Here is a 23,455-nt window from a genome sequence, read left to right as displayed (position 1 = left end):
CCTTGTGCATGATTTTTGTGCCATCTCCAAAAATCCCAGCAAAAAAGACTCCTAGTCGGAAACCAGAAGTCTTTTTCACCGCCGTCGTCCATGATGGAGAGTGGGACGATGGCACACCCGTCTGCAGCCGGGATTACGGGCTGCACGGTATGGAGACGCAGCCGTCAAGGCGGAAGGTTCATCCAGGGAGGGAGCAGACGGGCAATATGGATGGTCCCGCAGCGGACCGGGGAGTGAAAACGTAAGTTTAACTGTCCGGCCGCGGGGCGGTCCTTCGGCAGGGCGCCTGACCCGGGAAGGATGCGCTGATAGATGCACTTTGTTTGCATCTCCTGCCATCTATAGTATAAACCAATTTTTTATTTAGATAAAATCGCAGTATTTCATAAGGTCCCCCCTCTTCTTGCATAAGCATTAAAACCTAATCATTTCCACCCGATTTCCCATGACTAAAGGCCAGAAAAGAGTGTATAATAAAAGGGATAATTTCTTCAGAAAGAGGGCTCACCATGAAAATCGCAATTGCAGGCACAGGCTACGTCGGCCTCTCCAATGCCATCCTCCTTTCCCAGCACCATAAGGTCACTGCCGTGGACGTCATCCAGGAAAAAGTGGATATGGTCAACAGGAAGGAATCCCCGATCGTCGACGATTACATCGAAGACTACCTGGCGCATAAGGATCTCGACCTCACCGCCACCATGGACGGCGACAGCGCATACAGGGACGCGGACCTGATCGTCATCGCCGCTCCGACGAACTACGACACGGAGACGAACCACTTCGACACATCGGCCGTCGAAGCCATCCTCTCCCAGATCCAGCGCGTCGGCTCCAAGGCCATCGTCATCATCAAATCCACCATTCCGATCGGATACACCCAGGAAATTTCTGCCGTCTATCCTGACCTTTCCATCCTCTTCGCACCGGAATTCCTCCGTGAAGGCAAAGCTCTCTACGACAACCTCTACCCGTCCCGCATCATCGTCGGGATCCCGAAAGGCAAAGAAGCCCTCCGCCCCGAAGCAGAAAAATTCGCAGCCCTGGAACAGGAAGGCGCCGTCCGCGAGAATATCCCGGTCCTCATCACAGGATCTTCCGAAGCAGAGTCCATCAAACTCTTCTCCAACACCTTCCTCGCCATCCGCGTCGCCTACTTCAATGAAATCGACACCTATGCCGAAGAAAAGGGCCTGAAGACCGCCGACATCATCAAAGGCATGGGCTACGACCCCAGAATCGGCGACTTCTACAACAACCCGTCCTTCAGTTACGGCGGATACTGCCTGCCAAAGGATACCCGCCAGCTCCTCTCGAACTTCGAAGGCATCCCGGAAACCATGATCCGCGCCGTCGTCGATTCCAACGAGACAAGGAAATCTGGTATGATTCAACAAGAAAGACAGAATAATATCATAAATATATTAGGAGGTCATTCTTATGCCATGTAAAACCAAAGCGTCCCCGGAGGAAATGTTAGACCAGATTGCTTCATATCTCTATCAGGGTGTTACGATTACCCAGGCAGCTGAAAATCTTCATATGAGCCGCATAACATTCAGGAAATGGGTCCTCCGGTATAAAGAGGAGGGCTTTAAGGGATTGCGGCCCAGGCAGCATTTGTCTTACTACTCCAATCAGATGAAGATCCAGGCCGTAAAGGAATATCTTAAAGGCGGTGTTTCCATGCTTTCCGTCTGTGCCAAATACAGAATTTCCGGCACACTCTCCCTTAAAACATGGATTGAGGCGTATAATGAGCATAAGTTGACAGACCTCGTTTCTGAAGGAGGAGATCTTATGGGCAAACGCCAGCAATCGGTCAAGGAAGAGCGAGTCAGAATCGTTCAGGAGTGCATCGCCAGTGGATGCGATTATAACAAGATAGCCAAGAAGTACAACATGTCCTACCAAACGCTCTACACATGGGTAAAAAAGTTCAAGGAAATGGGCGAAGTTGGTCTTGAGGATTACAGAGGAAAGCCGATCAGGCTCCAAACGCCCCGGACCGAAGAAGAACAGCTGCGTCAGGAGAATGCCAGACTTCTTGAAGAACAGAAGGATCTTATAGCAGAGATTGCCCTGCTAAAAAAAAAGATGGAGATAGAGGAAAGGTTGCGTTCCTCGAAGGATTCAGCCTTACTCACCTTCTCAGAGATTTTAAAGCCATAAAAGAAGTCCATGAAGAAACCAACATCTCCATAGAAAGTCTCTGCCGACTCTCAAAGGTCTCCCGGGCAGCTTATTACGGATGGCTGAATCATATTAAGAGCGGCCGTGAACTGCTGAGAGAAAAGGTCGCACAGGAGGTCATGAAAACCCATCAGGAATATCCGGATATGGGATACCGCCGGATTAACGATTGGATCAAGAAGGATGACAACATCAATATAAATGTAAGCGACAGTCTGGTTCTTCGTATCATGCGGATACTTAATATTAAGTCCGTGATCAAGTACAAGACCGATGGTTGCACTCGTAACGCAAAGGATCCAAAGTACATTTTTGAAAACCTGCTGAACCGTGACTTTGATGCCGGCGTGTCCAATGCAAGATGGATGACGGATGTCACTGAATTCAAGTACACAACTGCTGATGGAGTTTTGCACAAGTTATATTTAAGCGCGATTATTGACGGCCATGATCGCCGGATTGTCTCTTATGTCATCGGCGACAGGAACAATACTGCACTGGCTTTTGAGACAATGGAAAAGGCACTTAAAGAGAATCCTGGAGAACATCCAATGATTCATACCGACCGCGGATTCCAGTATACAAGCAACGGATTCCATAAGATTGTTGAAAAAGCAGGACTGGTTCACAGCATGTCCCGTGTAGGCTGCTGTGCAGACAACGGTCTGATGGAAGGGTTCTGGGGAATGCTGAAGCGCGAACGTTACTACACACGTAAATTCACCAGCCGTAAAGCAGTGGTAAGCATGATCAACGGCTACATCTACTTCTACAACAACAAACGCATTCAGCGCAAATTACATCTTTTAGCTCCAATGGAAGTATTCAACGCAGCTCCAATGGCTGCATGATTAAGATTAAAGTACGATTAGATTTTTTATGATATTTATTTGTCTGTATTAACAAATCCGCACCAATCCTTCATCGCTGACCGCATTGCCGCCAGAAATCCGAAGAAAGCCGGCATCTACCGCCTCATCATGAAGAGCGGCAGCGACAACTTCCGCTCCTCCGCCATTCAGGGCGTCATCGAGCGTCTGAAGAACAAGGACATTCCCCTTCTCATCTACGAACCGTCTTACAAGGGAGACTCCTTCATGGGCATCCCCGTCACGAAAGACCTCCAGCAGCTCAAGGATGAATGCGACATCATCCTCACCAACCGCGAAGAAAAAGACCTCGAAGATGTGAAGGAAAAGGTTTATACAAGAGACCTCTTTACCAGAGACTAAGGAATACTATAGTAAAAGCAAAAAGAACTATTGTGAAACGAAAAATCGCTTCGCAATAGTTCTTTTTATTGTCCAATCTTTATTTCTGCGTTTCTTCCTTTTTCAGCCTGTCATATTCCTTCTTCAAAGCTGTAAAGGTTTCATCGCTGATATCATGCTCGATCTTGCATGCATCGTCGAGGGCGTGCTTTTCGGAAACGCCCATGGATTCCAGAATGTAAGAAAGGACCTGATGCCTTTCATAGATCCGCTCAGCGATCGTCTGCCCTGCGTCCGTCAGATGGATACAGTTAGATTCATCCACCGTAATCAAGCCTTCCTGGCGAAATTTCTTCATGGCAATGCTGATCGTGGGCTTGGAATATCCCATTTCATTGGCCACGTCGATGGATCTCGCTGTTCCAAGGCGCTTCTTCAACACGAGGATCGTCTTCATATACATTTCTGTTGCTTCATGTACTTCCATGAGATCACCTGCCTTCGTCAAGAATCATTTTACCATTCATGCTGTATTTTACCATACAGTGTATCTATTATAACTTTTCGCCCCCTGTATAGCAAACCGGCGGGAAAGGGGCTTGGGCATAGAAAATCCCGGGAAATGCGCGTTCCCTAGTGCCGCAAAAAAGGACCGCGGCAAAATGATGGCACATTTTGCCACAGCCCCAATTTTATGTTTCCAGGCGAACTGCCTTGTCAGGAAACAGCATCAGCCCTGCGCGGCGATTCTCCTGTGCTGGATTTCCGTTTCTTCTCCCATGAGATGGTTCACGCTTTCAAGGAGTGTCTGCGTCATATTGACCTGCCAGAACTGGCCGGCTTCGGTCAGCTGGTACAGGTAGCCGTTATGCTTCCAAAGGCCATAGTCTTCCCACAGAGGTCCCAGGAATTCCATGCTGGCCAGTTTTTCTTCCCTCTGGATCAGTTTATCAAGGTCGAGCCTGCTCTGGTTCATCTGTCCCTGGATATCTTCTTCCAGATGGGCATTGGGCGACTGGTTCATCAGGAACATCATCGGCTTTCTTCCTTCGTCGATGGCCTTTTCATAGGCCGGAAGCCTGCGGTCGAGCATGGTGGAAAGACCGTCGACATGGCCGCCAGCCCCGCAGCCAAAGGGGAAGAGGTGCGTGCCGAAGCGGGCCTGCGTATTGTAAAGGCTCCGCTCCCTGTTGTTCCTTGCCCAGTGGCAGAAACTGAGGCGCTTGTAGCCCTGTGCGTCGAGGTAGTTCTTGCCATAGGAGAACATGGCAGACTGCACCTGTGTCGGTGCCGCCGGAGGGAGTTTCCCCCTCTGGATGGCCAGATTGAGGTCACTGTGTTCAAAGACATTCAGCTGGTAGAGATCGGCACCGTCGATGCCTGATTCCACGAGCGTTTCCACGTCCTTGTGCCACACGTCCATCGTCTGGTACGGCAGCCCGTACATGAGGTCGATGACGACAGCACACTGGTTGTAGGACATAAGCTCCTGCAGGCGGGAGAATACCGTCTCCCCATCGTCGATGCGGCCCACGGCCTGGCGCACCTTCGTATCGAAGGACTGCACGCCAAGCGACATGCGGTTCACGCCGTTCTTGAACCATACATCCATCTTCTCCGGCACGAGATCATGCACGCGGCCTTCGAAGGTGAGTTCGTAATCATTGGCAAGTGGAAGGCATCTCTGGATCGTGGAAAGCAGGCGGCCTGCATTTTCAGGAGAGAGGGAGGTCGGAGTACCGCCTCCGATGAATACGGCATGGATGGGCGAGCTGGAAAGCCGAGGGGAATCGGCTCCCATCTCGATTTCCTTCACCAGGTGGTCGATGTAGCGGTCCTCTTCGTCCTGGTTCGTCCCGTTCTGGAAGAAAGGGCAGTAGAGGCATTTCGTCTTGCAGAAGGGGATATGGATATAAGCCATCTGCGTCGGATGCCCTTCCACGGGCTTTGCCATCATATCCTGCCAGACCTTCTGCACCATAGGAGGCGGCACCATGCTCCCGCCCATCCCGGCATGAACGACCCTCTTGCTATCGAAAGCCAGGCGGAGCGGCTCATCCGTCTTCCTTCCGAACTGCATCACCCTCTTTTCGGGCGTGAGCTGGTCAAAATACTGTCTTAAATCCATCGCACTCTCCTTACTTTTCAGCCTGGATGAAATTCATCACATTTCTGGCAAAAGCGGCTGCATTTTCAAGGTCTGCTGCATCCGGATGAGTGGAAGCTTCCTTATGGCGCGCCTCGCTTTCCGGATTTCTGCCATGCGGATTATCCGCCGGGAAGCGCTTGTACATCGCTTCGATCAGCTTAGGATCGACTTTGCCCTGGCAGATGAAGGTGCCTGCCGGCTTCTTTCCTTCAGGAAGAAGGGAAGCGCCGTTCTTGAGGCAGTCCTGCGCATGGCTGCTGGCCGGATTGACACCGGCAGTGGCAAAGACGGCTACATGGCGGTTATGGAGATTTTCCAGAACCTTTCTGGAAGCATCATCGGCCGTGCCCTTGTCCACCCAGAAGCCCATGAAGACGCAGTCATAATCAGAGAGAGACTCGTTCATCTCGCGGATATTGCGGCAGGGCGTCCCCTCCGGCAGCGCAGAAGCGATCGCCTCTGCCACCATCTTCGTATTTCCGGTCCTTGTCGAATATAAAACGATACTTTTCATGAAGTCCTCCCTTAGAATTTAAATGTCACGCCGGTTCTCCAGGTGCGTCCGTAAATGGAGTAATCATCATCATCGGAGAATGTCTTGTCGAAAATGTTGTCGACGCCGGCATAGATCTGTGTCGACTTGGAAAGATCCTTGGTAACAATGAAATTGGTCGTGCTGTAGGTGTAGTTCTTTCCTTCGCCGTCCAGGTAATCCTTGTACCAGAGGTTGTAGAGGGATGCGGTCCACGGATTTTCCTTCGCATCGGTCCAGGAAATCTGCACGAGGCCGTTCATGCGCGCGTTTTCAGAAATGCGCTCATTCGTCGTCTTATCTCTCGCATCCAGGTAGGTCAGGTTCACCTTGGCATCCCAGTGCTTGTTGAAGCGGTAGCTGTATTCCCCTTCGACACCGTCCATGACAGCATTGTCGATATTGACATACTGGTAGCGGACGATTCTTCCGAAGCGGCCGAGCAGCTTGGAATTGATCATGTTCTTGATCTTGTTATGGAAATAGGTCACCTTGCCGGCGCCGTTTCCTCTTTCAAATTCAAGGCCGATATCAAAGGTTCTGGACTTTTCTGCCTCGAGATCGCTGTTGCCCCAGACCTGGACCTGCATTCTGCCCATATTGCGGTCCATATGGGAGTAGAGTTCGAAAATGCTCGGCGCACGGTAGCCATAGCCGTAGTTCGTCTTGATTCTTGTATGGTCGTCAATGTTGTACGTCAGGCCGGCACGCGGGGACCATGCGGCGCCGAAGCTGCCATGGTGGTCATAGCGGAGGCTCGGTACGAAGAAGAGCTTGTCGGATATCTTCCATTCATCCTGCAGGTATGCTGCGTAGGATTCCACGCTCGCTGAAGAGTACGGCTTGCTGATGCCCAGGTACGTATCAGTGTATTCATTGAAAGCGCCGGAGCCGAGTCTCGTTCCGCCTGCTTCCTGTTTCCTGTATTCAGCGCCGTAAGTGATGGTGTGGTCGTCATTGGCCTTGTACGTATTCTTTCCTTCCACAACGTAAGTCTTGTATACGGAGTGGTCGAAGTCGGACCATGCAGACGGTGTCTTCTTCTTGGATTCCTTGCCAAGGCGGCTGTAGTAGGTCTGGAATTCGTAGTCATTCTTATCGTTGAAGCCCCAGTACTTCACGTGGTAGTCGGAGCGGTTGTTGTCGAACCATTCCGTCATGTCCTTGGACGAAACAGCACCTGGCGTGAAATCATGGAACTGTTCCTTCAGGAAGGAAGCACCGAAGTCGAGGCCGCTGTGGTCATTGAAGCTGTAATTTCCCTGGAAATCGAAGTAACGCTTCGGCCCGTACATATTTGTTTCCCCGTTCGTCGTCTGCGCGCGGACCTTCGTCAGATTGTAGTTGAAGTTCATATTGAGCTTTCCGATATCCCCGGTCGAGAATCCGCCGTAAACGGAGTTTTCACGGGATCCGAGCTGCGTTCCGACGTAGCCGCCCTTTGCCTTGTTCTTCTTCGTGGTGATATTGATGACGCCGCCCATTGCATCACTGCCGTAGAGGCCGGAGCTGGAACCGCGGATGATTTCGATGCGTTCCACATCCTGCAGGTTGATACGGTTCAGCTGGTATACATTCATCGTGCTGCCCGAATCTTCTCCGGAAAGGCGCATGCCGTCTAAGAGGATCAGTGTCGAGGAGGAGCCCATGCCGCGGATGGACACCTTATTTCCTGTCATCCCTGCTTCCATGACGTTGAGCCCTGCCACGGTCTTCAATGCATCGCGGACATTGTAAGCGCCCGATTCCTTAATATCCTTTTCCGTAATGACCTGCGTCGACATCGGGACGGTCTTTTCAGCCAGCTTCGTCTTCGTCGCTGTTACGACGGTATCGCCCACATCATAGGAATCCATCCCGTCTGCTGCAGAGACAGCCATCACAGCTCCCATCTGGATAGCGCCTGCGGCCGCTCCCATGCATAAAATTCTTACCGCCTGTCTTGCCATATTTTTCTTATACATCATCACTCATTCTCCTTTAAAAATATTCGCAGCGTTCCCCTGCTGCATACCTTCCGCTTGCGGCCTCCCGAGCCGCAGGAAATAAATTAAGTCAATCTGCAGCGGAATGTCCGCACTGCATAGCAGCGTACCGGAATCCCTTCTTTATAGGCCGGGCTGAACGTGTAGCCATAGGCAGCGTTGACAGCCGCCTTGTCCATGAGCCCGTAGCCTGAGCTGGAAATGACGGTGGCCGACTCGACCGAGCCGTCTTTTCCGACAACCATCTGCACCCGGACCTCGCCTTCGATCCCGCGGCGGCGAAGCGCTTCAGGATAAGCAGCCGGCACGGTACCGGAAAGCGTCGGCGATACATCAGCCTGAATGGCTTCCGTATCAAAGCTTGGTCCCGACGGTTCTTCTGCCGTTCCGCTTCCTTCACTGCCGCCCTGTGCCTCAGTGGCGGCAGACTCTCCGCTTTCGCTGAAAGAGGCGCTGCTTTCCTCAACGGGTTCAGATGCATCCGATATGTCTGATGCCATGGCCGGCGCATCCGGAAGCGGAGCCGTATTCTCCAAGTTCTTCGGGCTTCCCCTGGCCTTCGCCGGTGCGGGTTTTGCCGATGATTTCTTGGCCGATGCGGGGCGCCCTGAAACAACGGCCACCGTATAGACCCTCTCATCATGCCACTTCGACATCGTCTGAAATCCCGCAATCCCGATCAGAAGAAACGCCAGGAAATGCGCCGCCAGAGAGATGGCCATCCCCTTCTCCGTATCATTAAGATTCATGCGGCGCCGCCTGTTCTACCGCAAGCCCCACCCGGGTGATGCCGGCTTCCTTGCAGTCATCCAGGAGCTTGACGATGGACTCATAAGAGACTTTCCCGTCCCCGTAAATGACGATGGAGAAACTCGGATCCTTCGAAGCCCTTTCCTTGGCCCTTGCCAGAAGTACATCCCTCGTAACAGGCGTCTTTCCAAGGTAGAGACTCCCGTCCTCTTTCACCGTAACGGCAAAGGGCGTGCTTTCCTCGAGCTGCGCCGAAGAAGCGGATGGCAGCTGGACCGGCACCGTATTCACTTCACTCATCGTCATGGTATTCACCACGAAGAACACCAGGAGCAGGAAACTCATATCGATCATCGGGCTGATCATGATTCCCACATGATGGTGCCTGCGTCTTTCGAGCTTGATCATGCTTCCTTACCTCTTTGCATAAACCCCAGCGTCTTTCGCTCCGACTTCTTCTGGACCGCTTCCAGAAGCGTATTTCCCATTTCCTCCAGATTCAGCATGATGATCTTCATGCGGCGCCCGAAGTAGCACTGGAAGCAGACCGCCACGATGGAAATGCAGAGACCGAAGACCGTCGTGATCATCGCTTCGGCAAGGCCGCCTGTGACTGCCGACGGATTGGCCATGCGCTGCGTCAGGTTATTGAAAGCGCCCATCATGCCCGTGACCGTCCCCAGAAGTCCAAGCACCGGAGCCAGGGTGACAATCATACTTAAATAAGAAAGATTCTTGCTGAACTTATCCATCGCACGCTCTGCGCGGTAGCTGATGAAATTTTCCAGGTACTCATAATTTCCATGACGCTCCATGACAATCGTCGCCAGCTTTGCGATTTCGCCCTGCGTGCTGTCCGCGAGCTCTTTGGCATGGTTCCAGTCACTCTTTTCCACGTAATGGCAGAACTCCTTGGTGAAGGCCCTGCCGCTGTCGGCTTTCTTGAAGAAAAGGAAACGCTCCACACCGATCGCTACAGCAGCTATCGAACAGAGGAGCAGGGGGTACATGACCCAGCCGCCTTTCACGAAATAATCCAGACCTGCTGCAAACAAATTCATTTTCGACTCCTTTTATGTTCAATTCCCGATTTCCTCTGGAAACCATCGCTTGTCAAAAGAGGAAATCTGAGACTTCAAGCGATGATGATTACAGGATTTCCCGGTAAACAAGGACAGGCTTTTTTCTGTCCGGCAGGCTCACCACGTCGCAATCCACTCGGTAGACCTCCCGCATCATTTCTGATGTGATCACTTTTTCGGGAGGGCCTTCCGCATACTTCCTGCCGTCCTTGATGACGATGACCCGGTCGCTTACCTCCATCGCCTGACCCAGGTCATGGAGCACCATCACGACGCCGATGCCACGCTCCCGGTTGAGCCGCTTCACGAGGCTCATGATTTCGTACTGGTAAGAAATATCCAGGAACGTCGTCGGCTCATCGAGAAAGAGGATTTCAGGCTCCTGTGCCAGCACCGCCGCGATCCAGACGCGCTGGGCCTCTCCGCCGGAGCAGTCATACACCGTCTTGTCGCGGAGCTCCCAGACGCCCGTCGCGCGCATCGCATGCTCCACCGCCGCCTCATCTTCCGGGGAATTTCCCTGATACCAGCGCTGGTAAGGCACGCGGCCATAACTCACCAGATCCTTCACTTTGAAACTGGGCGGCGCCAGATGCTGCTGCGGAAGGACGCCCACATGGCGGGCAAACTCCTTGGAAGGAATTTCCTTGAGATCCCTGCCGTCCAGGAAGACCGTCCCGCTCCTTGCACCGATCAGCCTCGTCAGCGTCTTTAGGACCGTAGACTTGCCGCTCCCGTTCGGCCCGATCAGCGTCGTGATTTCACCCTTCTTTACAGAAATGTCGAAATCCCTCAGCACCAGTTTCCTTTCGTAGCCGATGCCAAGCTTTGCGCCATACAGTTCCATCACACATATCCTTTCTTACGAAGCATGTACAGGAAAAACGGCCCGCCCGTCATCGCCATCACAAGGCCCACCGGGATTTCCATGCCCGGAATCAGCACGCGCCCCGCCGTATCCGCCGCCAGAAGGATGAGACTTCCAAGGAGAGCGGAAACAGGGATCAGCGAGCGGTAATCCGCCCCTGCCATCATGCGCGCCATGTGCGGCACGACAAGCCCCACAAAGCCGATCATCCCCGCCACAGCGACCGTCGCCGCTGCGAGGAAGGCCGCCACAGCTGAAATGATGATGCGCCACGCATTCACATTGACGCCAAGGCTCAGCGCCATCTCATCCCCGAGCTGCAGGATATTCGCGCCCTTGATGCAGAGGAACGCCAGGAAAAGGCCGATCCCCGCATATCCTGCTACCAGCCAGAGCTGATCCCAGCCGCGTCCTGAAAGACTTCCGTTCAGGAAACCAAGGACACCGGCCAAGTTATCCGAATTCAAAAGCTGCAGGAAAGACGTGTACGACCCCAGCACCGCATTCACCGCCACCCCGGCAAGAACGATCCGCACCGGATCCACGCCCTCCTTCCATGCCAGAATGTAAATAATCACACAGGCCAGAAGCGCGCCTCCGAAAGCAAAGAGCGGAAGCAGGAGAAGCAGGCCGGGCACAAGGAGCATCACCGTCGTCGCCGCTGTTACAGCCCCGGCAGACACACCGATGATCCCTGGATCCGCCAGAGGATTCCTCATCACTGCCTGCAGCAACGCCCCGGAAATAGAGAGTGCAGCGCCCGTCAGGATCGCAATCAGAATCCGCGGCAGACGGAGGTTCAGCACTACCAGATGAATCGTACTGTCACCATTCCACAGCCCTTCCACGATTTCCTTTGGCGAAAACCACGCGCTTCCGATGCCCAGAGCCAGGAGAGACAAACCCGCCAGCGCCAGAAAAAGGATCAGAAGGAGCGCCGCACTCCGCCTCTCCATCAGACCTGTCATGCTTTCCCTTCAGCCTCCTTCAGCGTCTTCATCAATGCATCCAGCTGCTGGAGCTCATCGAGCCCGCCGGAAACCGCAAACCACTTCGGAAGATAAATGACATGCCCTTCGCGGACCGCCTTGAAATGATTCCAGTAATCCGCATGATCCTTGAATTCACCCTCGATCAGCGCCCGCTGCTCCGATTCCCCATTCATCGCGCCCACGCAGACGATGAGGTCCGGATCATAAGAAAGAGCCGCTTCCTGATTCATAGGAACCATCGTCCCGCCGGCAGAAGGTGCCACATTCGTGTAACCCAGGAGATCAAACATCGAACCCACAGTCCCGTTCTTATTCTGGATATAGAACTGCGGCGGAGCCGACTGGAGAACCATGACCTTCTTCCCCTGATTCCTGCTCCTCTCTGCCTGCATCCTTTCTTCCATCGAAGAGAAATCCTTCCTGATCTTCTCCGCATTCGGACTGTTCTTCCCCAAAGAATCCGCAAGGATCAGCGTCAGATCCTTCACATCCTGATAAGAAACCGTCGGACCGGCTGCCACGTAGTACACAGGAATCTTCTCCCTTTCGAAAATCTTCCCGTACGTATCCTTTGCATGCGCGCCGACAAGCACCAGGTCAGGCTTCAGCGTCAATATCGATTCCATATCGATGGAAGACCGCATCCCCGTCTGGAAAAGCTTCGCCTCCTTCTTCAGCCCCTCAGGCCACTGGAGAATCTTCGTATCCGGGATTCCCACCTGCGGAACCCCCAGCTCATACAGAGCAAGCACCGGCGTATTTGCCAGCGACACCACACGCTGTGGCTCCTTCGGCAGCACCACACTCTCCGTGAATCCCATCTTCTTCATACTCTCCGGATAGGCAAGAACAATCTCTGAATCGGACTTCGCGGAGCGGCCATCCTTATCTCCCCCGCATCCTGCAGTCACAAGAAGACAGCACGCCAGGATAAATATCAACCACTTCTTCAAAATAAATTACACCTCACCTAATTCGAATAATTTAGATATCCTTATGCAATGTTTCAGGTACTAATGAAACTAGTTAGCCTGTACTAACTAACATGGCATTCTATCACCGAAAAAAGTATGCGTCAATGCAAATATTTACCGTTAACGCATACTTCTATCTTCTTATATGATTTTTTTATAAGGTTTCAGGCCGTGCGATGTATACTCAAATACTTCGATAAAGGAGACTGGCAAGATAGGAAATATGATCCAGAAAGAGGGATTTGATACGGAGAAAAGAGCGATTTAGCGATTTTCCTCAGCCAACGGCTGGTTTAAGGGTGTTTGAGCTCGCCCCGTAGGGGGAGGTCCGGTCGGAGACCGGGAATACAGTAGTTCCCAGACCATGGGCCGGCTGTGCGGTTTTAATCATGTTTTCACCACCGCTCCACCATCTCTGCTAAAAAGCCAAGGTTCGCTCTCAGATTGGAAATCTTAGAAAGCTGTTATGTAAGACACCACACAACCTCGCTCTGCTCGATGAACCTTTTTAGATTGGAAAGTGCAATGAATACTGAACCCCTTCAGTCGAACATCAGAGTTAAAGGTTCGACAGCTTCCCCTAACGGGGACGCCTAATTGCGCTGAAAACCATATCCTTCACATAGGCAAGCATCGAAAGTGACGAAAAAGTTGAGCGGTGCGAGCGGCAGAAGCTGTCCCCGTCAGGGGAAAGTGGCGCGCATGCGCCGAAAGGGGTTAATTACCACGCAGCACAGTTGCGGTTGTATGGTTTTCTTCATCATCCCCCACGCAAAAACCGCGGCAGAATTTTTCCCATTCTGCCGCGGTTTTTTACGTTCGCCCCTTATTCAGGCCTTTTATTTCTTTTCTATTCTTCCCCCGTAGATGTCTCTGTAGTCATTATCCTTCGGGTTGTCTTCGTTGTTGACTCTGACGCGTTCGACTTTGTTTCTGTCGTTGTCCTTGCCGCTGATCCGGTCGACTCTGAAGCGGCCTGCGCCGATGGCTGCCATTTCAGGAGCGAATTCGGTCATGGCTTTCTTCATATTTTCATCGACAGGAGCGCCTTTTTCGAGGGCTCTATAGAAGAGAGCGGCCCATTCGTACCTGGTCATGGTTCTGTCGCCGTCGAAGTTGCCGTCCGGATAGCCTTCGAGGAGACCGTTGCCAGCCAGGGTGGTGACGTACTTGTATGCCCAGTGGTTGGCCGGAACGTCCGGGAATGTCTTTTCCTTGGACGGATCGAAGATGCCGAGGACGGCATTGAGTTTCCTGTCCATATCGTCGAGGCGGTTCTTCAGCTGCTTGTTTTCTTCGCGGAGTGCGAGGATTTCCTTGGCCATGGCGACTCTGGATGTGGAAACGTGGTTGCCCTGGCCGAGTTTGACGCTGAAGCCTGCATTGACCATGTTCTCCCCATTGCCCATGGATCCGCCGACGCTGACCATGGTGTCTTCGTTCGGACGGTAGAATACGCCGACAGCGGCCGCATTGGCATTTCTGTAATTGCCGTAGCCGACAGCGACGTCCCACTTATCATCCGGGTCGAAATCGAGCGGATGGAGGGCAGCGAGTGCAGCTGCACCTGCACCGACTTTGTTGATGCGGTTTCCGAGGTCTCCGACTTTTCTTGTTACGTTATAGAGCTGTCCGCCGTTCACGGCATCCGTGGAGCCCGGTGCGACGCTGCCGCCATTGATATTAGTGATGGTCGTTCCGCCGCCGTCGATGCCGTTTTTCGTGATGGACGGGCCGTTATTGATCGTGACGCCATTGTTGTTGATGGTGGTGTCCCCGGTCGTGATGCTGCCTTCTTTGATAACGGTATCGCCCATCTTGACGCTGCCGTCCTTGCCAAGGTCGATGTCTTTGGCCAGACGGACCTTCAGGTTGTCTTTGCCGTCAGAAACGACGCCGATATTATCAGCAGAGGTCAGTTTCGATTCATCTTTGATGCCGCCGATGACGTTGACCTGGTTGTTCAGTTTCTTGGCGATGACGTCACCGGAATCGCCGCCGTACTTCATGCCGTCGTCGAGGGTTGCAACCTGATGTTCACCGGTCTTGTCTTCATAAACGATACGAGTGATGCCGTCCTTGCCGTCTACGCCCGTTGCGCCATTGACGCCGTCTGCGCCGTTATAACCGTTCTTGACGGAAATATCTACCGCATTCGTGCCATCTTTGCCGTTCGTCCCGGCAGGTCCGGTGAGTCCGATATGACCGACACCGTCTTTGCCGTTGATGGATACGGCATCTTTGCCGTCAGCGCCTTTGATGGAGATGCCATCGTTGCCATTGATGCCGACTTCACCTTTATCGCCTTTGACAGAAATGCCATCCTTGCCGTCGATGCCTACACCGGAAACGCCGTCCTTGCCATTAATGCCCATATGGCCGTCCTGACCATCCTTGCCGTCTTTGCCAGGTCCGCCGATATTGATATTTTCGGAAAGGTCCACGGTGTATTCCTTGCCGCCGGCTGCATTCGTGCCTTCGGTGACAGTCAGGTTCTTGTTATTGCCAGCCTTGACGGTGGTATGCTTTCCTGCTTCGCTGGTGACATTCGTAATCTGCGTATTGATCGTATCGATCTGTGTATTGATATTGTTGATGGTATCAGCATTCTTGCCGACTTCACCGGCCAGGCTGTAGAGCTGGCTTCCGTTGACAGCATCCGTGCTGTCTGCGCTGATCTTGCCGGCAGCCACGTTGATGATCTGACGTTCCTTACCTGTATCACCTACGCTGACTACGCCGGTCGGGCTCGTACCTGCAAAGTTTCCATATTCACGGGTCGTTCCATCAGAAAGTGTGATGGTTCCCTTCGTTTCACTCGTTGCAGCGCGGTCGGTGGAATTCGCACCGAGAACGACGCTGTTTTCCTGGGTCGTCGTTACATTGCTGCCCAGGACGAAGGTATCCTTCTGCGCCACCACATTTGTCACGCCTACGGCAGCAGAGTTTTCTCCGGATACATTGTTGCCGCTGCCCACAGCCGTAGAGGAAAGAGCCGTAGCTTCATTGCCTACGCCCACAGCAGTGGACCACTGGCCCGACGCATTATTGGAATAGCCCACAGCCGCCGCGCGGTCACCGGCTTCTGATCCAATCCCGGCTGCCAGGCTGAGACTTCCGGCCTTGGAATTATCGCCGATAGCAACGCCGCCAGCAGAATTGGCGCCTGTACCGATGGCGATATTGCCATAGATATAGTTGCTGCCAGTCGAGCCTGCTACAGCTCCGGTTCCGATGGCAATACCATTCTTGCCGATGGACTGGCTTCCGTTGCCGACAGCGATTGCATTATCCTGCGTCGTTTTGGCGCCATAACCGATGGCTGTGGATTCGAATCCTTTCGCCGAAGCATTCACGCCGGCTGCCAGTGAATTCCTGCCTTTGGCACCGTCATTATTGTAGTTGGAGCCATCGCCCTGCTCACTGCTCTTGACACTGTAGTAATGGGTAGAAGCGGCAGCCACGTTATCGATCTTCGTGTTGATATTAGTAATCGCATCTGCGTTTTCGCTGACTTTTGAAGCCACACTGTAGAGCTGGCTGCCGTTGATACCATCCGTGCTCGATGCGCTGATTTCACCAGCTGCCACATGGATGACCTGGCGTTCCTTGCCGGCTGCGCCCACACTGACGACGCCATTCGCCTCGCTGCCAACACCTGCAAATCCGCCGTAAGTAACGCTTCCTACCTTTGCCTGATTGACAGATGTCGCTGCGCGGTCTGTCGAATTCTGCCCCAGGATGACACTGTTTGCCTGAGACGCTGTTACATTACTTCCAAGGACAAATGTACCATCTTTGGAAATCGTATTATTGTTACCGAACGAGTAAGACCCGTTTCCTGAAACCGTGCTCGGATCGCCAAACGCGCCGGAATTCGCGCCGCTGACCTTGAGCTCGCGCCCGATGGCAATCGAATTCTCGCCGGATACATTGGACTGATAACCGATGGCAATGCCCTTTTCACCGGACGTTTCTGTGGCTGTGCCGACGGCAATCGAGTCGAGGGCTGTGGCCGTAGCCATGCGGCCCATGGCATTCGCATTGTTTGCTTTTGCCTTCGCATTGAAGCCGATGGCAATGGATTCATATCCCTCTGCGATAGGAGAAGAGCCGATGGAAATGACATTTCTTGTATTTCCCGTCGCCGCTCCATTCGCATAGTTGCCGATCATGACATCCTTGTCATGGACAGCGTTCGGATCACCGCCGCCCGTCTGGCCGCCAAGAACGACCGAGGCATGGTACGTAGATTGGTACCCGGCAAGATGGCCCATGAACACATTGTTGTCGCCCTTAGAATTTCTTCCTGCCAGGCCCCCGATAGCAACATTGTCGTCGCCGGCAAGACTCTGCGCAGCAGCCGCGCCGATGGCAATATTTCCACCAGGCCCGTAGCCTATGAACTTCTCGTTCACGCCGTCGTTGCTCTTCATGTACTGACCGGCATTGGAACCGATGGAAATATTATTGTTCGAGCGCGTATCATTGACATTATCTCCGGCCTGCGTGCCAAGGGCGATATTTCCATACGAATACGAATTATGGCCCGCCTGGCTTCCGATATACAGATTCGCCGCGCGCGTACCGTCCGCCCTATCCGCCTGTGCCTGCTTGGCTCCAGCGCTTTCCATGAAACCTGCCTGATAGCCGATGGCTACACTGTTGCTTTCCTTCGAAGCGCCGCCGGCCTGCGTGCCGATATTGACATTGTGGATGTTCCAGTTATCCGGGACACCCTTGCCCGCATTCTCGCCGATGGAAATAATACGGCCGCCTTCAGCCTCGGCCCCCGAGCCGATAGCCACATTCGCCATCTTTCCCACCGTCGTGCGGTTACGCGGATCCTACGGATCATCCATATTCGCACGGCCAGCCTTCGTATTCGGACCAATCGCCACAGAACTGGATGTCACTGCACTCGCATTCTGCCCGATTGCCACCCCGATATTCTGCGAATAACTTCCCGTCCCGATGGCAACCCCCGACGCATCCGCCGCCGTGCCAGCAGGATTCACAGCCGTCTGCGCGAAGACAGACCCCCCGGTCAGTGCCAACGCGCAAAAGGCGGCATACATAGTCTTTCTATTCCATTTTCTCATACGTTCCCCCGTTTCCGACGCCCGAAGACGCCTGAAATAACGTCGATCCCGCAGCGCTGCGCTCCATCACCCGTCATGCAGACCCCCCAGTCCATCGGGAGAACCACGCCCATTCGCTGCGGCTGTACCTTCTTTCAGACAATACTTACCGCCTATATCTAAATATGTCTTTATAACTAAATCATAGTATATACAGCCAACTTAAACAACATATCTAAATATCTGTATTGATTTCAAGATATAATCAATAATGATAGGTACTTCAAAAGAAATGATAAGCTAGAGAGATAGTATACAAGAAAGCAGAATTCGTCCGTTAAAATAATCATCCATACGGAAAAGCATGCAGAATATGCAAAAGAACCCCGCAAAGATATCCAAACCTTTGCGAGTAATTATGTAAAAGCAATATAAGAGGAAATAGGCATTTTCCGGGCATCGCTAACCCTCGCCTTCCCAGACGGGGAAGTAGGGCCGTAGGCCGGTCTTGACCTTGCCCTGGAAGGGAAGGTGTAAACGGATACAGCATTTCCTCGGACGAAGTCCGGTTGTATGGTTTTACTTTTCCCTCGAACGAAGTTCGGTCTAAGGGTGTTTGAGCTCGCCCCGTAGGGGGAGCTGGCGCGGAAGCGCCTGAGGAGGTTCATCTCCTAGGCTGCAAGCCGGTTGTGTGGTTTTATCATCTTTTCATCTTTCCACCTTTTCATCTTTTCATGTTCTCACTTTCTCCTTTCATCCATTGCATCCCCTACAACTCCGCCGTCCTGCGTCCTGATTTCCTTAACTTCCGTCCTTGTCTCCACCTAAAAAGGCAATCAGCCATCTCCTGGGAGTGAAGATGGCTGATTGTCCTGAGTGGTATATAAAAATGTGGGAAGGCATGAAAATCATAATCCGTTAAAATCCGTTATTCTTTATTTTTCAGGAATCATAGGTCCTTATGCCGATCCGCAATCGGAAATAAAAACTGGGCGGATCCCGGCCCCCGCCGAAATCTGCCCAAGTCGCAAGTCTGATCAATTATTATAATTCCCTTATGCAAGATAGAGACCCTGCAAGCCCTTCCGCGGCGTCCCCCGACACCCGGAAGCAGCTCCCCCGTTCTGTCAGACCTGCTTTTACGGTAAACTGAATTACCTGACTGCCAGAGATCATCCCGGCCCCCACCGGGACTACTCAGCCCGCAGCTTGATCATCTATGATTCCTTATGCAAGAAACTCTTGCTCAGCCCCTCCGCGGCGTCCCCCGACACCCGGAAGCGGCTCCCCCGTTACGATCAACTACTGCAGAAAAGTTAAATATATATCTAATGCCTTACCACACTCCTGCCTAAATCAACGACCCTCTCGACTGGAAATCGAGATATTTATCTATACTTAAATTATAATAGAAGACCTCGATAAGCTCAATACTTTCTATCATATGGCGTATTAGCGATGTATATGCTATCTGTATAGTATATACATACCTCAAAATTCATACGTGGCAAAAAGTATACCCTTCATCCTATGTTTATACATTCTTTCTTTCAAATCATCCGAAATTATCTATAGAAATTATCAATTTAGGCATGTATACTATGTAACTCAAGGTCGAAATCTGGCAGTTTTACGGAATGTTCAGAAACTTACAAATAAACGCAATTTATTGTCATCTTTTCGTGAAATTATCCTGATTTCCTTTGAGCCATATGAAAAAAGTATGGTTTTATTTCTCTTATACGAAAGACTTAAGTGTATCAAATGAAACCAAACAGTCTCAAATGAGATTTTCTAGATATGTATGCAGCCCTTGGTATATTTTTAAACGCGTGATTGAAAATCTTTAATATTAGTATAAAATTAAACAAAATGTATGAAGAGATGAGCACTTATAACAGTAAATGAGAATAAGACGGCAGCTTATGCCCACCGTGAAGTGTCGGGGAACGATACTCGCCTTCCCAGACGGGGAAGGTGCCCGGCCTCACATTCTTATGCCGGGCGGATAGGGTTGATTATTCATTGGCTTTTATAAAAGGTTCTTCGAGCGCAGCGAGGTTGTACGGTATTCTTGTAAAGAGCCTATTGATAAGAAAGTATACCTTAGCCCTTTAGCGGTGCTGTAGCAGCGGTGGTAAAACATGATAACACCACACAGCCAGCCCATGGCCTAGGGACTACTGTATTCCCCGGCTTCGCCGGTACCTTCTCCTTCGGCGCAAGGTCAACACCCTTAAACCAGCCTTCGGCTGAGGAACTGCTGTTTCAGTCGCCTCCGGCGCCAGCTCCCCCGTGGGGAAGCCTTTCGGTTGGCATGTTTTCCGATTCGCCATACTTGGCGGTTGTGAAGGTGTGATAAGAAAGAGCCTTTTGATAAGAAAGCGTACCTTGGCATTTTGGCGGTGTTGCGGGAGCGGTAAGTAAAAGCATGATAAAAACCATACAGCCGCCTTGCAGGCTGGGAGATGAACCTTTAAAACCATACAACCAGACTTCGTCCGTGGAAATGCAACTCATCCGCCCCGCACACTAACTTATGAGACATTTGTGTTGCTACCGCTTATATCAACTGGTATACGGCGCACCTTCCCTTCCAGGGCAAGGTCAAAGGCCTCCAGCTCCTCCTACGGGGCGAGCTCTGACACCCTTAAACCTCGCTGCGCTCGAAAAAGGCAAGCAAAAAGGACATCAATCGCATGGATTGGTGTCCTCTTTATTAATCAGCTCTACTTGTTCCTCTCAGCCATTCCGGCCAAGAAACGGCAGTAGGTATTCATACAAAGCAAAAAGGACATCAATCGCAATGATTGGTGTCCTTCCTTATTAATCAGCAACTTCTTATCCTCCCAGGCCGCTTCCAGCCAAGTACTTTCAGCGTTTGTGAGCTTAACTACCGTGTTCGGCATGGGTACGGGTGTATCCTCACAGCTATCGTCACTGAATCTTTATGCCAAACGGAGTTCCTATGGAAGTCCGTGTTGCCATCGATCGGCTATGCCGGTCTTTTTACATATATGGAATGGGGTCCTCGCGAGAGGTCCCCCATTTTGCGAATGGAGAATGCCTTTCGGCTTCGCATATATATGAAAGGGATATTTCCAGTGAAGGGAATATCCCTTGTTGACAGAATGTAAGAAGCACCAACCAGTAAAGGTTGATGCTTCTAGGTTAATCAGCAGCTTCCTATCCTCCCAGGCCGCTTCCAGCCAAGTACTTTCGACGTTTGTGAGCTTAACTACCGTGTTCGGCATGGGTACGGGTGTATCCTCACAGCTATCGCCACTGAATCTGAGAGTCTGTTCTCTCAAAACTATACAGAAGAAGTTCCGAAGGCTCTTTCAAGCCGGTCGTGCTTTTGTGAAATTTAAGTTAAGACCTCGACCTATTAGTACTGCGTCGCTCCAAGCCTCGCGGCTCTTCCACTCACAGCCTATCAACCTCATCGTCTTTAAGGGGTCTTACTCATTGCTGATGAGAAGTCTCATCTTGGGACGGGCTTCACGCTTAGATGCTTTCAGCGTTTATCCTTTCCGGATGCGGCTTTCCAGCCGTGCCATTGGCGTGACAACTGGTACACCGTCGATCCGTCCACTCCGGTCCTCTCGTACTAGGAGCAGCCTCCCTCAAACTTCTTGCGCCCGCGATGGATATGAACCAAACTGTCTCACGACGTTTTGAACCCAGCTCGCGTACCACTTTAATGGGCGAACAGCCCAACCCTTGGAACCTACTCCAGCTCCAGGATGTGATGAGCCGACATCGAGGTGCCAAACCTCCCCGTCGATATGAACTCTTGGGAGAGATTAGCCTGTTATCCCCAGGGTAGCTTTTATCCGTTGAGCGATGGCCTTTCCACGCAGTACCACCGGATCACTAAGCCCGACTTTCGTCTCTGCTCGACTTGTCTGTCTCGCAGTCAAGCTCCCTTCTGCCTTTGCACTCTTCGGCCGGTTTCTGTCCGGCCTGAGGGAACCTTTGGGCGCCTCCGTTACTCTTTCGGAGGCGACCGCCCCAGTCAAACCGCCTGCCTGAGATGGTCCGCAAGGTTGTTAATCTTCGCGTTAGAATCCCAGCAACAGAAGGGTGGTATCCCAACATTGGCTCCGCAGCAACCAAAGTCACTACATCAAAGCCTCCCACCTATCCTGTGCGTCTGCCACCGGGATTCAATCTCAAGCTGCAGTAAAGCTCCATGGGGTCTTTCTGTCCAGTCGCGGGTAACCTGCATCTTCACAGGTATTTCAATTTCACCGGGCCCCTCGTTGAGACAGCGCCCAAATCATTACGCCTTTCATGCGGGTCGGAACTTACCCGACAAGGAATTTCGCTACCTTAGGACCGTTATAGTTACGGCCGCCGTTCACTGGGGCTTCAGTTCAAAGCTTCGCTTGCGCTAACCTCTCTCCTTAACCTTCCAGCACCGGGCAGGCGTCAGCACCTATACTTCAGCTTTCGCTTTCGCAGGCACCTGTGTTTTTGGTAAACAGTTGCTTGGGCCTCTTTTCTGCCACCCTTTTCTGTTCCGTGCGTTTCTGCACTTCGCCTACTCAGGGCCATCCTTCTCCCGAAGTTACGGATGCAATTTGCCGAGTTCCTTAACGAGGGTTTTCCCGCGCACCTTAGGATTCTCTCCCCGCCTACCTGTGTCGGTTTACGGTACGGGCGGATTTCGTCTCGCTAGAAGTTTTTCTTGGCAGTGTGGGATCCATGAGTTCGTCATAATCGCTTATAACTCCCCATCATGTCTCTGCTTTCAGAATCGGGGATTTGCCTCCGATTCAACATACGCACTTGGACGCGCTCTTCCAGTCGCGCGATCATGTGCCCTCCTGCGTCACTCCATTGCTCAAATGACTCCATCCGGTACAGGAATTTCAACCTGTTGTCCATCGCCTATGCGTCTGTGCCTCGGCTTAGGTCCCGACTTACCCTGAGACGACGATCGTTGCTCAGGAACCCTCGGGCTTTCGGTGGAAAGGATTCTCACCTTTCTTTTCGATACTCATACCGGCATTCTCACTTCTTATGTGTCCACATCTCCTTACGGTAATGCTTCTTCCCCATAAGAACGCTCCCCTACCCATTGCATTAAGCAATGCCATAGCTTCGGTTCCGTGCTTGAGCCCCGGACATTTTCGGCGCAGCGTCTCTCGACCAGTGAGCTATTACGCACTCTTTAAATGGTGGCTGCTTCTGAGCCAACATCCTGGTTGTTTATGAAACGCCACATCCTTCGCCACTTAGCACGGCATTTGGGACCTTAGCTGATGATCTGGGCTGTTTCCCTTTTGACCACGGCCCTTATAAGTCGTAGTCTGACTCCCAGGTATAATTGCAGCCATTCGTAGTTTGACTGGGTTTGGTAACCGGGTAGGTCCCTCTCCTGATCAGTGCTCTACCGCCTGCAATCTTTACCCTGAGGCTAGCCCTAAAGCTATTTCGGGGAGAACCAGCTATCTCCACGTTCGATTGGAATTTCACCCCTACCCACACCTCATCCTAACCCTTTTCAACGGATATAGGTTCGGTCCTCCACACATTTTTACCTGTGCTTCAACCTGGACATGGGTAGATCACTGTGGTTTCGGGTCTATGCAGTCCAACTATTCGCCCTGTTAAGACTCGCTTTCGCTTC

The 23,455-nt window shown here is 52.0% G+C and carries 16 protein-coding genes, 3 rRNA genes and 2 pseudogenes (1 of these 21 only partly in view); 4 read left to right on the top strand and 17 right to left on the bottom strand.

Annotation, left to right across the window (positions count from 1 at the left end; genetic code table 11):
• Positions 1-509: 509 nt before the first annotated feature.
• From OIM03_01795 to OIM03_01780, 4 genes are read left to right on the top strand one after another with little or no spacing between them, the layout of a single operon-like run.
• A complete protein-coding gene (locus tag OIM03_01795) occupies positions 510-1,451 on the top strand; it encodes a nucleotide sugar dehydrogenase (GenBank protein ID HJI73006.1) in 942 nt (313 codons plus the stop codon).
• Positions 1,452-1,473: 22 nt separating this feature from the next.
• On the top strand, positions 1,474-2,172 hold the full coding sequence (locus OIM03_01790) for a helix-turn-helix domain-containing protein (GenBank protein ID HJI73005.1): 699 nt from the start codon (positions 1,474-1,476) through the stop codon (positions 2,170-2,172).
• 29 nt (positions 2,173-2,201) lie between these two features.
• Positions 2,202-3,044, top strand: a complete 843-nt coding sequence (locus OIM03_01785; protein HJI73004.1) for an IS3 family transposase — start codon at positions 2,202-2,204, stop codon at positions 3,042-3,044.
• A 39-nt stretch (positions 3,045-3,083) separates the two neighbouring features.
• Positions 3,084-3,425 (top strand): hypothetical protein, encoded by a 342-nt coding sequence (locus tag OIM03_01780; protein HJI73003.1) that lies wholly within the window; start codon positions 3,084-3,086, stop codon positions 3,423-3,425.
• A gap of 79 nt (positions 3,426-3,504) precedes the next feature.
• On the opposite strand, the gene OIM03_01775 is transcribed toward OIM03_01780, so the two are convergent.
• From OIM03_01775 to OIM03_01695, 17 genes and pseudogenes are all read right to left on the bottom strand, one after another.
• The gene (locus tag OIM03_01775; protein ID HJI73002.1) at positions 3,505-3,891 is read right to left on the bottom strand and encodes a metal-dependent transcriptional regulator; all 387 of its coding nucleotides are present in this window, start codon (positions 3,889-3,891) and stop codon (positions 3,505-3,507) included.
• 243 nt (positions 3,892-4,134) lie between these two features.
• Entirely contained in the window at positions 4,135-5,532 is a 1,398-nt protein-coding gene (gene hutW / locus OIM03_01770; protein ID HJI73001.1) for a heme anaerobic degradation radical SAM methyltransferase ChuW/HutW, read from the bottom strand.
• A gap of 10 nt (positions 5,533-5,542) precedes the next feature.
• The gene (locus tag OIM03_01765; GenBank protein ID HJI73000.1) at positions 5,543-6,067 is read right to left on the bottom strand and encodes a flavodoxin family protein; all 525 of its coding nucleotides are present in this window, start codon (positions 6,065-6,067) and stop codon (positions 5,543-5,545) included.
• An 11-nt stretch (positions 6,068-6,078) separates the two neighbouring features.
• Positions 6,079-8,052, bottom strand: coding sequence for a TonB-dependent receptor (locus OIM03_01760; GenBank protein ID HJI72999.1), 1,974 nt, complete (start codon positions 8,050-8,052; stop codon positions 6,079-6,081).
• A gap of 83 nt (positions 8,053-8,135) precedes the next feature.
• Positions 8,136-8,819 (bottom strand): TonB family protein, encoded by a 684-nt coding sequence (locus OIM03_01755; GenBank protein ID HJI72998.1) that lies wholly within the window; start codon positions 8,817-8,819, stop codon positions 8,136-8,138.
• Entirely contained in the window at positions 8,809-9,228 is a 420-nt protein-coding gene (locus OIM03_01750) for a biopolymer transporter ExbD (GenBank protein HJI72997.1), read from the bottom strand. Before OIM03_01750 ends, OIM03_01755 begins: the two co-directional genes overlap by 11 nt.
• Positions 9,225-9,881 carry a MotA/TolQ/ExbB proton channel family protein gene (locus OIM03_01745; protein HJI72996.1) on the bottom strand — a complete coding sequence of 219 codons (657 nt, stop codon included), beginning with the start codon at positions 9,879-9,881 and terminating at the stop codon, positions 9,225-9,227. The genes OIM03_01750 and OIM03_01745 overlap by 4 nt, the downstream gene beginning before the upstream one ends.
• Positions 9,882-9,969: 88 nt before the next feature.
• Positions 9,970-10,749: an ABC transporter ATP-binding protein gene (locus OIM03_01740; protein ID HJI72995.1), complete on the bottom strand. Its 780-nt coding sequence runs from the start codon at positions 10,747-10,749 to the stop codon at positions 9,970-9,972.
• Positions 10,749-11,738 (bottom strand): iron ABC transporter permease, encoded by a 990-nt coding sequence (locus tag OIM03_01735; GenBank protein ID HJI72994.1) that lies wholly within the window; start codon positions 11,736-11,738, stop codon positions 10,749-10,751. Before OIM03_01735 ends, OIM03_01740 begins: the two co-directional genes overlap by 1 nt.
• A complete protein-coding gene (locus OIM03_01730) occupies positions 11,735-12,715 on the bottom strand; it encodes an ABC transporter substrate-binding protein (protein ID HJI72993.1) in 981 nt (326 codons plus the stop codon). Before OIM03_01730 ends, OIM03_01735 begins: the two co-directional genes overlap by 4 nt.
• An 860-nt stretch (positions 12,716-13,575) precedes the next feature.
• Entirely contained in the window at positions 13,576-14,553 is a 978-nt protein-coding gene (locus OIM03_01725) for a YadA-like family protein (protein ID HJI72992.1), read from the bottom strand.
• A 768-nt stretch (positions 14,554-15,321) separates the two neighbouring features.
• Positions 15,322-15,471: pseudogene (locus OIM03_01720) on the bottom strand (hypothetical protein).
• 540 nt (positions 15,472-16,011) lie between these two features.
• Positions 16,012-16,911, bottom strand: a pseudogene (locus OIM03_01715) (hypothetical protein).
• Positions 16,912-17,583: 672 nt separating this feature from the next.
• Positions 17,584-17,838, bottom strand: coding sequence for a hypothetical protein (locus tag OIM03_01710; protein HJI72991.1), 255 nt, complete (start codon positions 17,836-17,838; stop codon positions 17,584-17,586).
• Between the two features lie 2,807 nt (positions 17,839-20,645).
• Positions 20,646-20,762 (bottom strand): 5S ribosomal RNA (gene rrf / locus OIM03_01705).
• A gap of 228 nt (positions 20,763-20,990) precedes the next feature.
• Positions 20,991-21,107, bottom strand: a 5S ribosomal RNA gene (rrf, locus tag OIM03_01700).
• A 78-nt stretch (positions 21,108-21,185) separates the two neighbouring features.
• Positions 21,186-23,455: ribosomal RNA gene (locus tag OIM03_01695) — 23S ribosomal RNA — on the bottom strand (it continues 656 nt past the right edge of the window).

It is taken from the genome of Veillonellaceae bacterium (assembly GCA_025992895.1).
GTDB lineage: Bacteria > Bacillota > Negativicutes > Veillonellales > Dialisteraceae > Dialister.
Note: the sequence above shows the minus strand (reverse complement) of the source record. Positions and strands in the feature narration are given on the sequence as shown.

Coding starts and splice junctions, on each gene's coding strand:
- OIM03_01795 (HJI73006.1), top strand. CDS start 510: ATGAAAATCGCAATTGCAGGCACAGGCTACGTCGGCCTCTCCAATGCC.
- OIM03_01790 (HJI73005.1), top strand. CDS start 1,474: ATGTTAGACCAGATTGCTTCATATCTCTATCAGGGTGTTACGATTACC.
- OIM03_01775 (HJI73002.1), bottom strand. CDS start 3,891: ATGGAAGTACATGAAGCAACAGAAATGTATATGAAGACGATCCTCGTG.
- hutW (HJI73001.1), bottom strand. CDS start 5,532: ATGGATTTAAGACAGTATTTTGACCAGCTCACGCCCGAAAAGAGGGTG.
- OIM03_01765 (HJI73000.1), bottom strand. CDS start 6,067: ATGAAAAGTATCGTTTTATATTCGACAAGGACCGGAAATACGAAGATG.
- OIM03_01760 (HJI72999.1), bottom strand. CDS start 8,052: ATGATGTATAAGAAAAATATGGCAAGACAGGCGGTAAGAATTTTATGC.
- OIM03_01755 (HJI72998.1), bottom strand. CDS start 8,819: ATGAATCTTAATGATACGGAGAAGGGGATGGCCATCTCTCTGGCGGCG.
- OIM03_01750 (HJI72997.1), bottom strand. CDS start 9,228: ATGATCAAGCTCGAAAGACGCAGGCACCATCATGTGGGAATCATGATC.
- OIM03_01745 (HJI72996.1), bottom strand. CDS start 9,881: ATGAATTTGTTTGCAGCAGGTCTGGATTATTTCGTGAAAGGCGGCTGG.
- OIM03_01740 (HJI72995.1), bottom strand. CDS start 10,749: ATGGAACTGTATGGCGCAAAGCTTGGCATCGGCTACGAAAGGAAACTG.
- OIM03_01735 (HJI72994.1), bottom strand. CDS start 11,738: ATGACAGGTCTGATGGAGAGGCGGAGTGCGGCGCTCCTTCTGATCCTT.
- OIM03_01725 (HJI72992.1), bottom strand. CDS start 14,553: ATGGGCGATACCGTTATCAAAGAAGGCAGCATCACGACCGGGGACACC.
- OIM03_01710 (HJI72991.1), bottom strand. CDS start 17,838: ATGAGAAAATGGAATAGAAAGACTATGTATGCCGCCTTTTGCGCGTTG.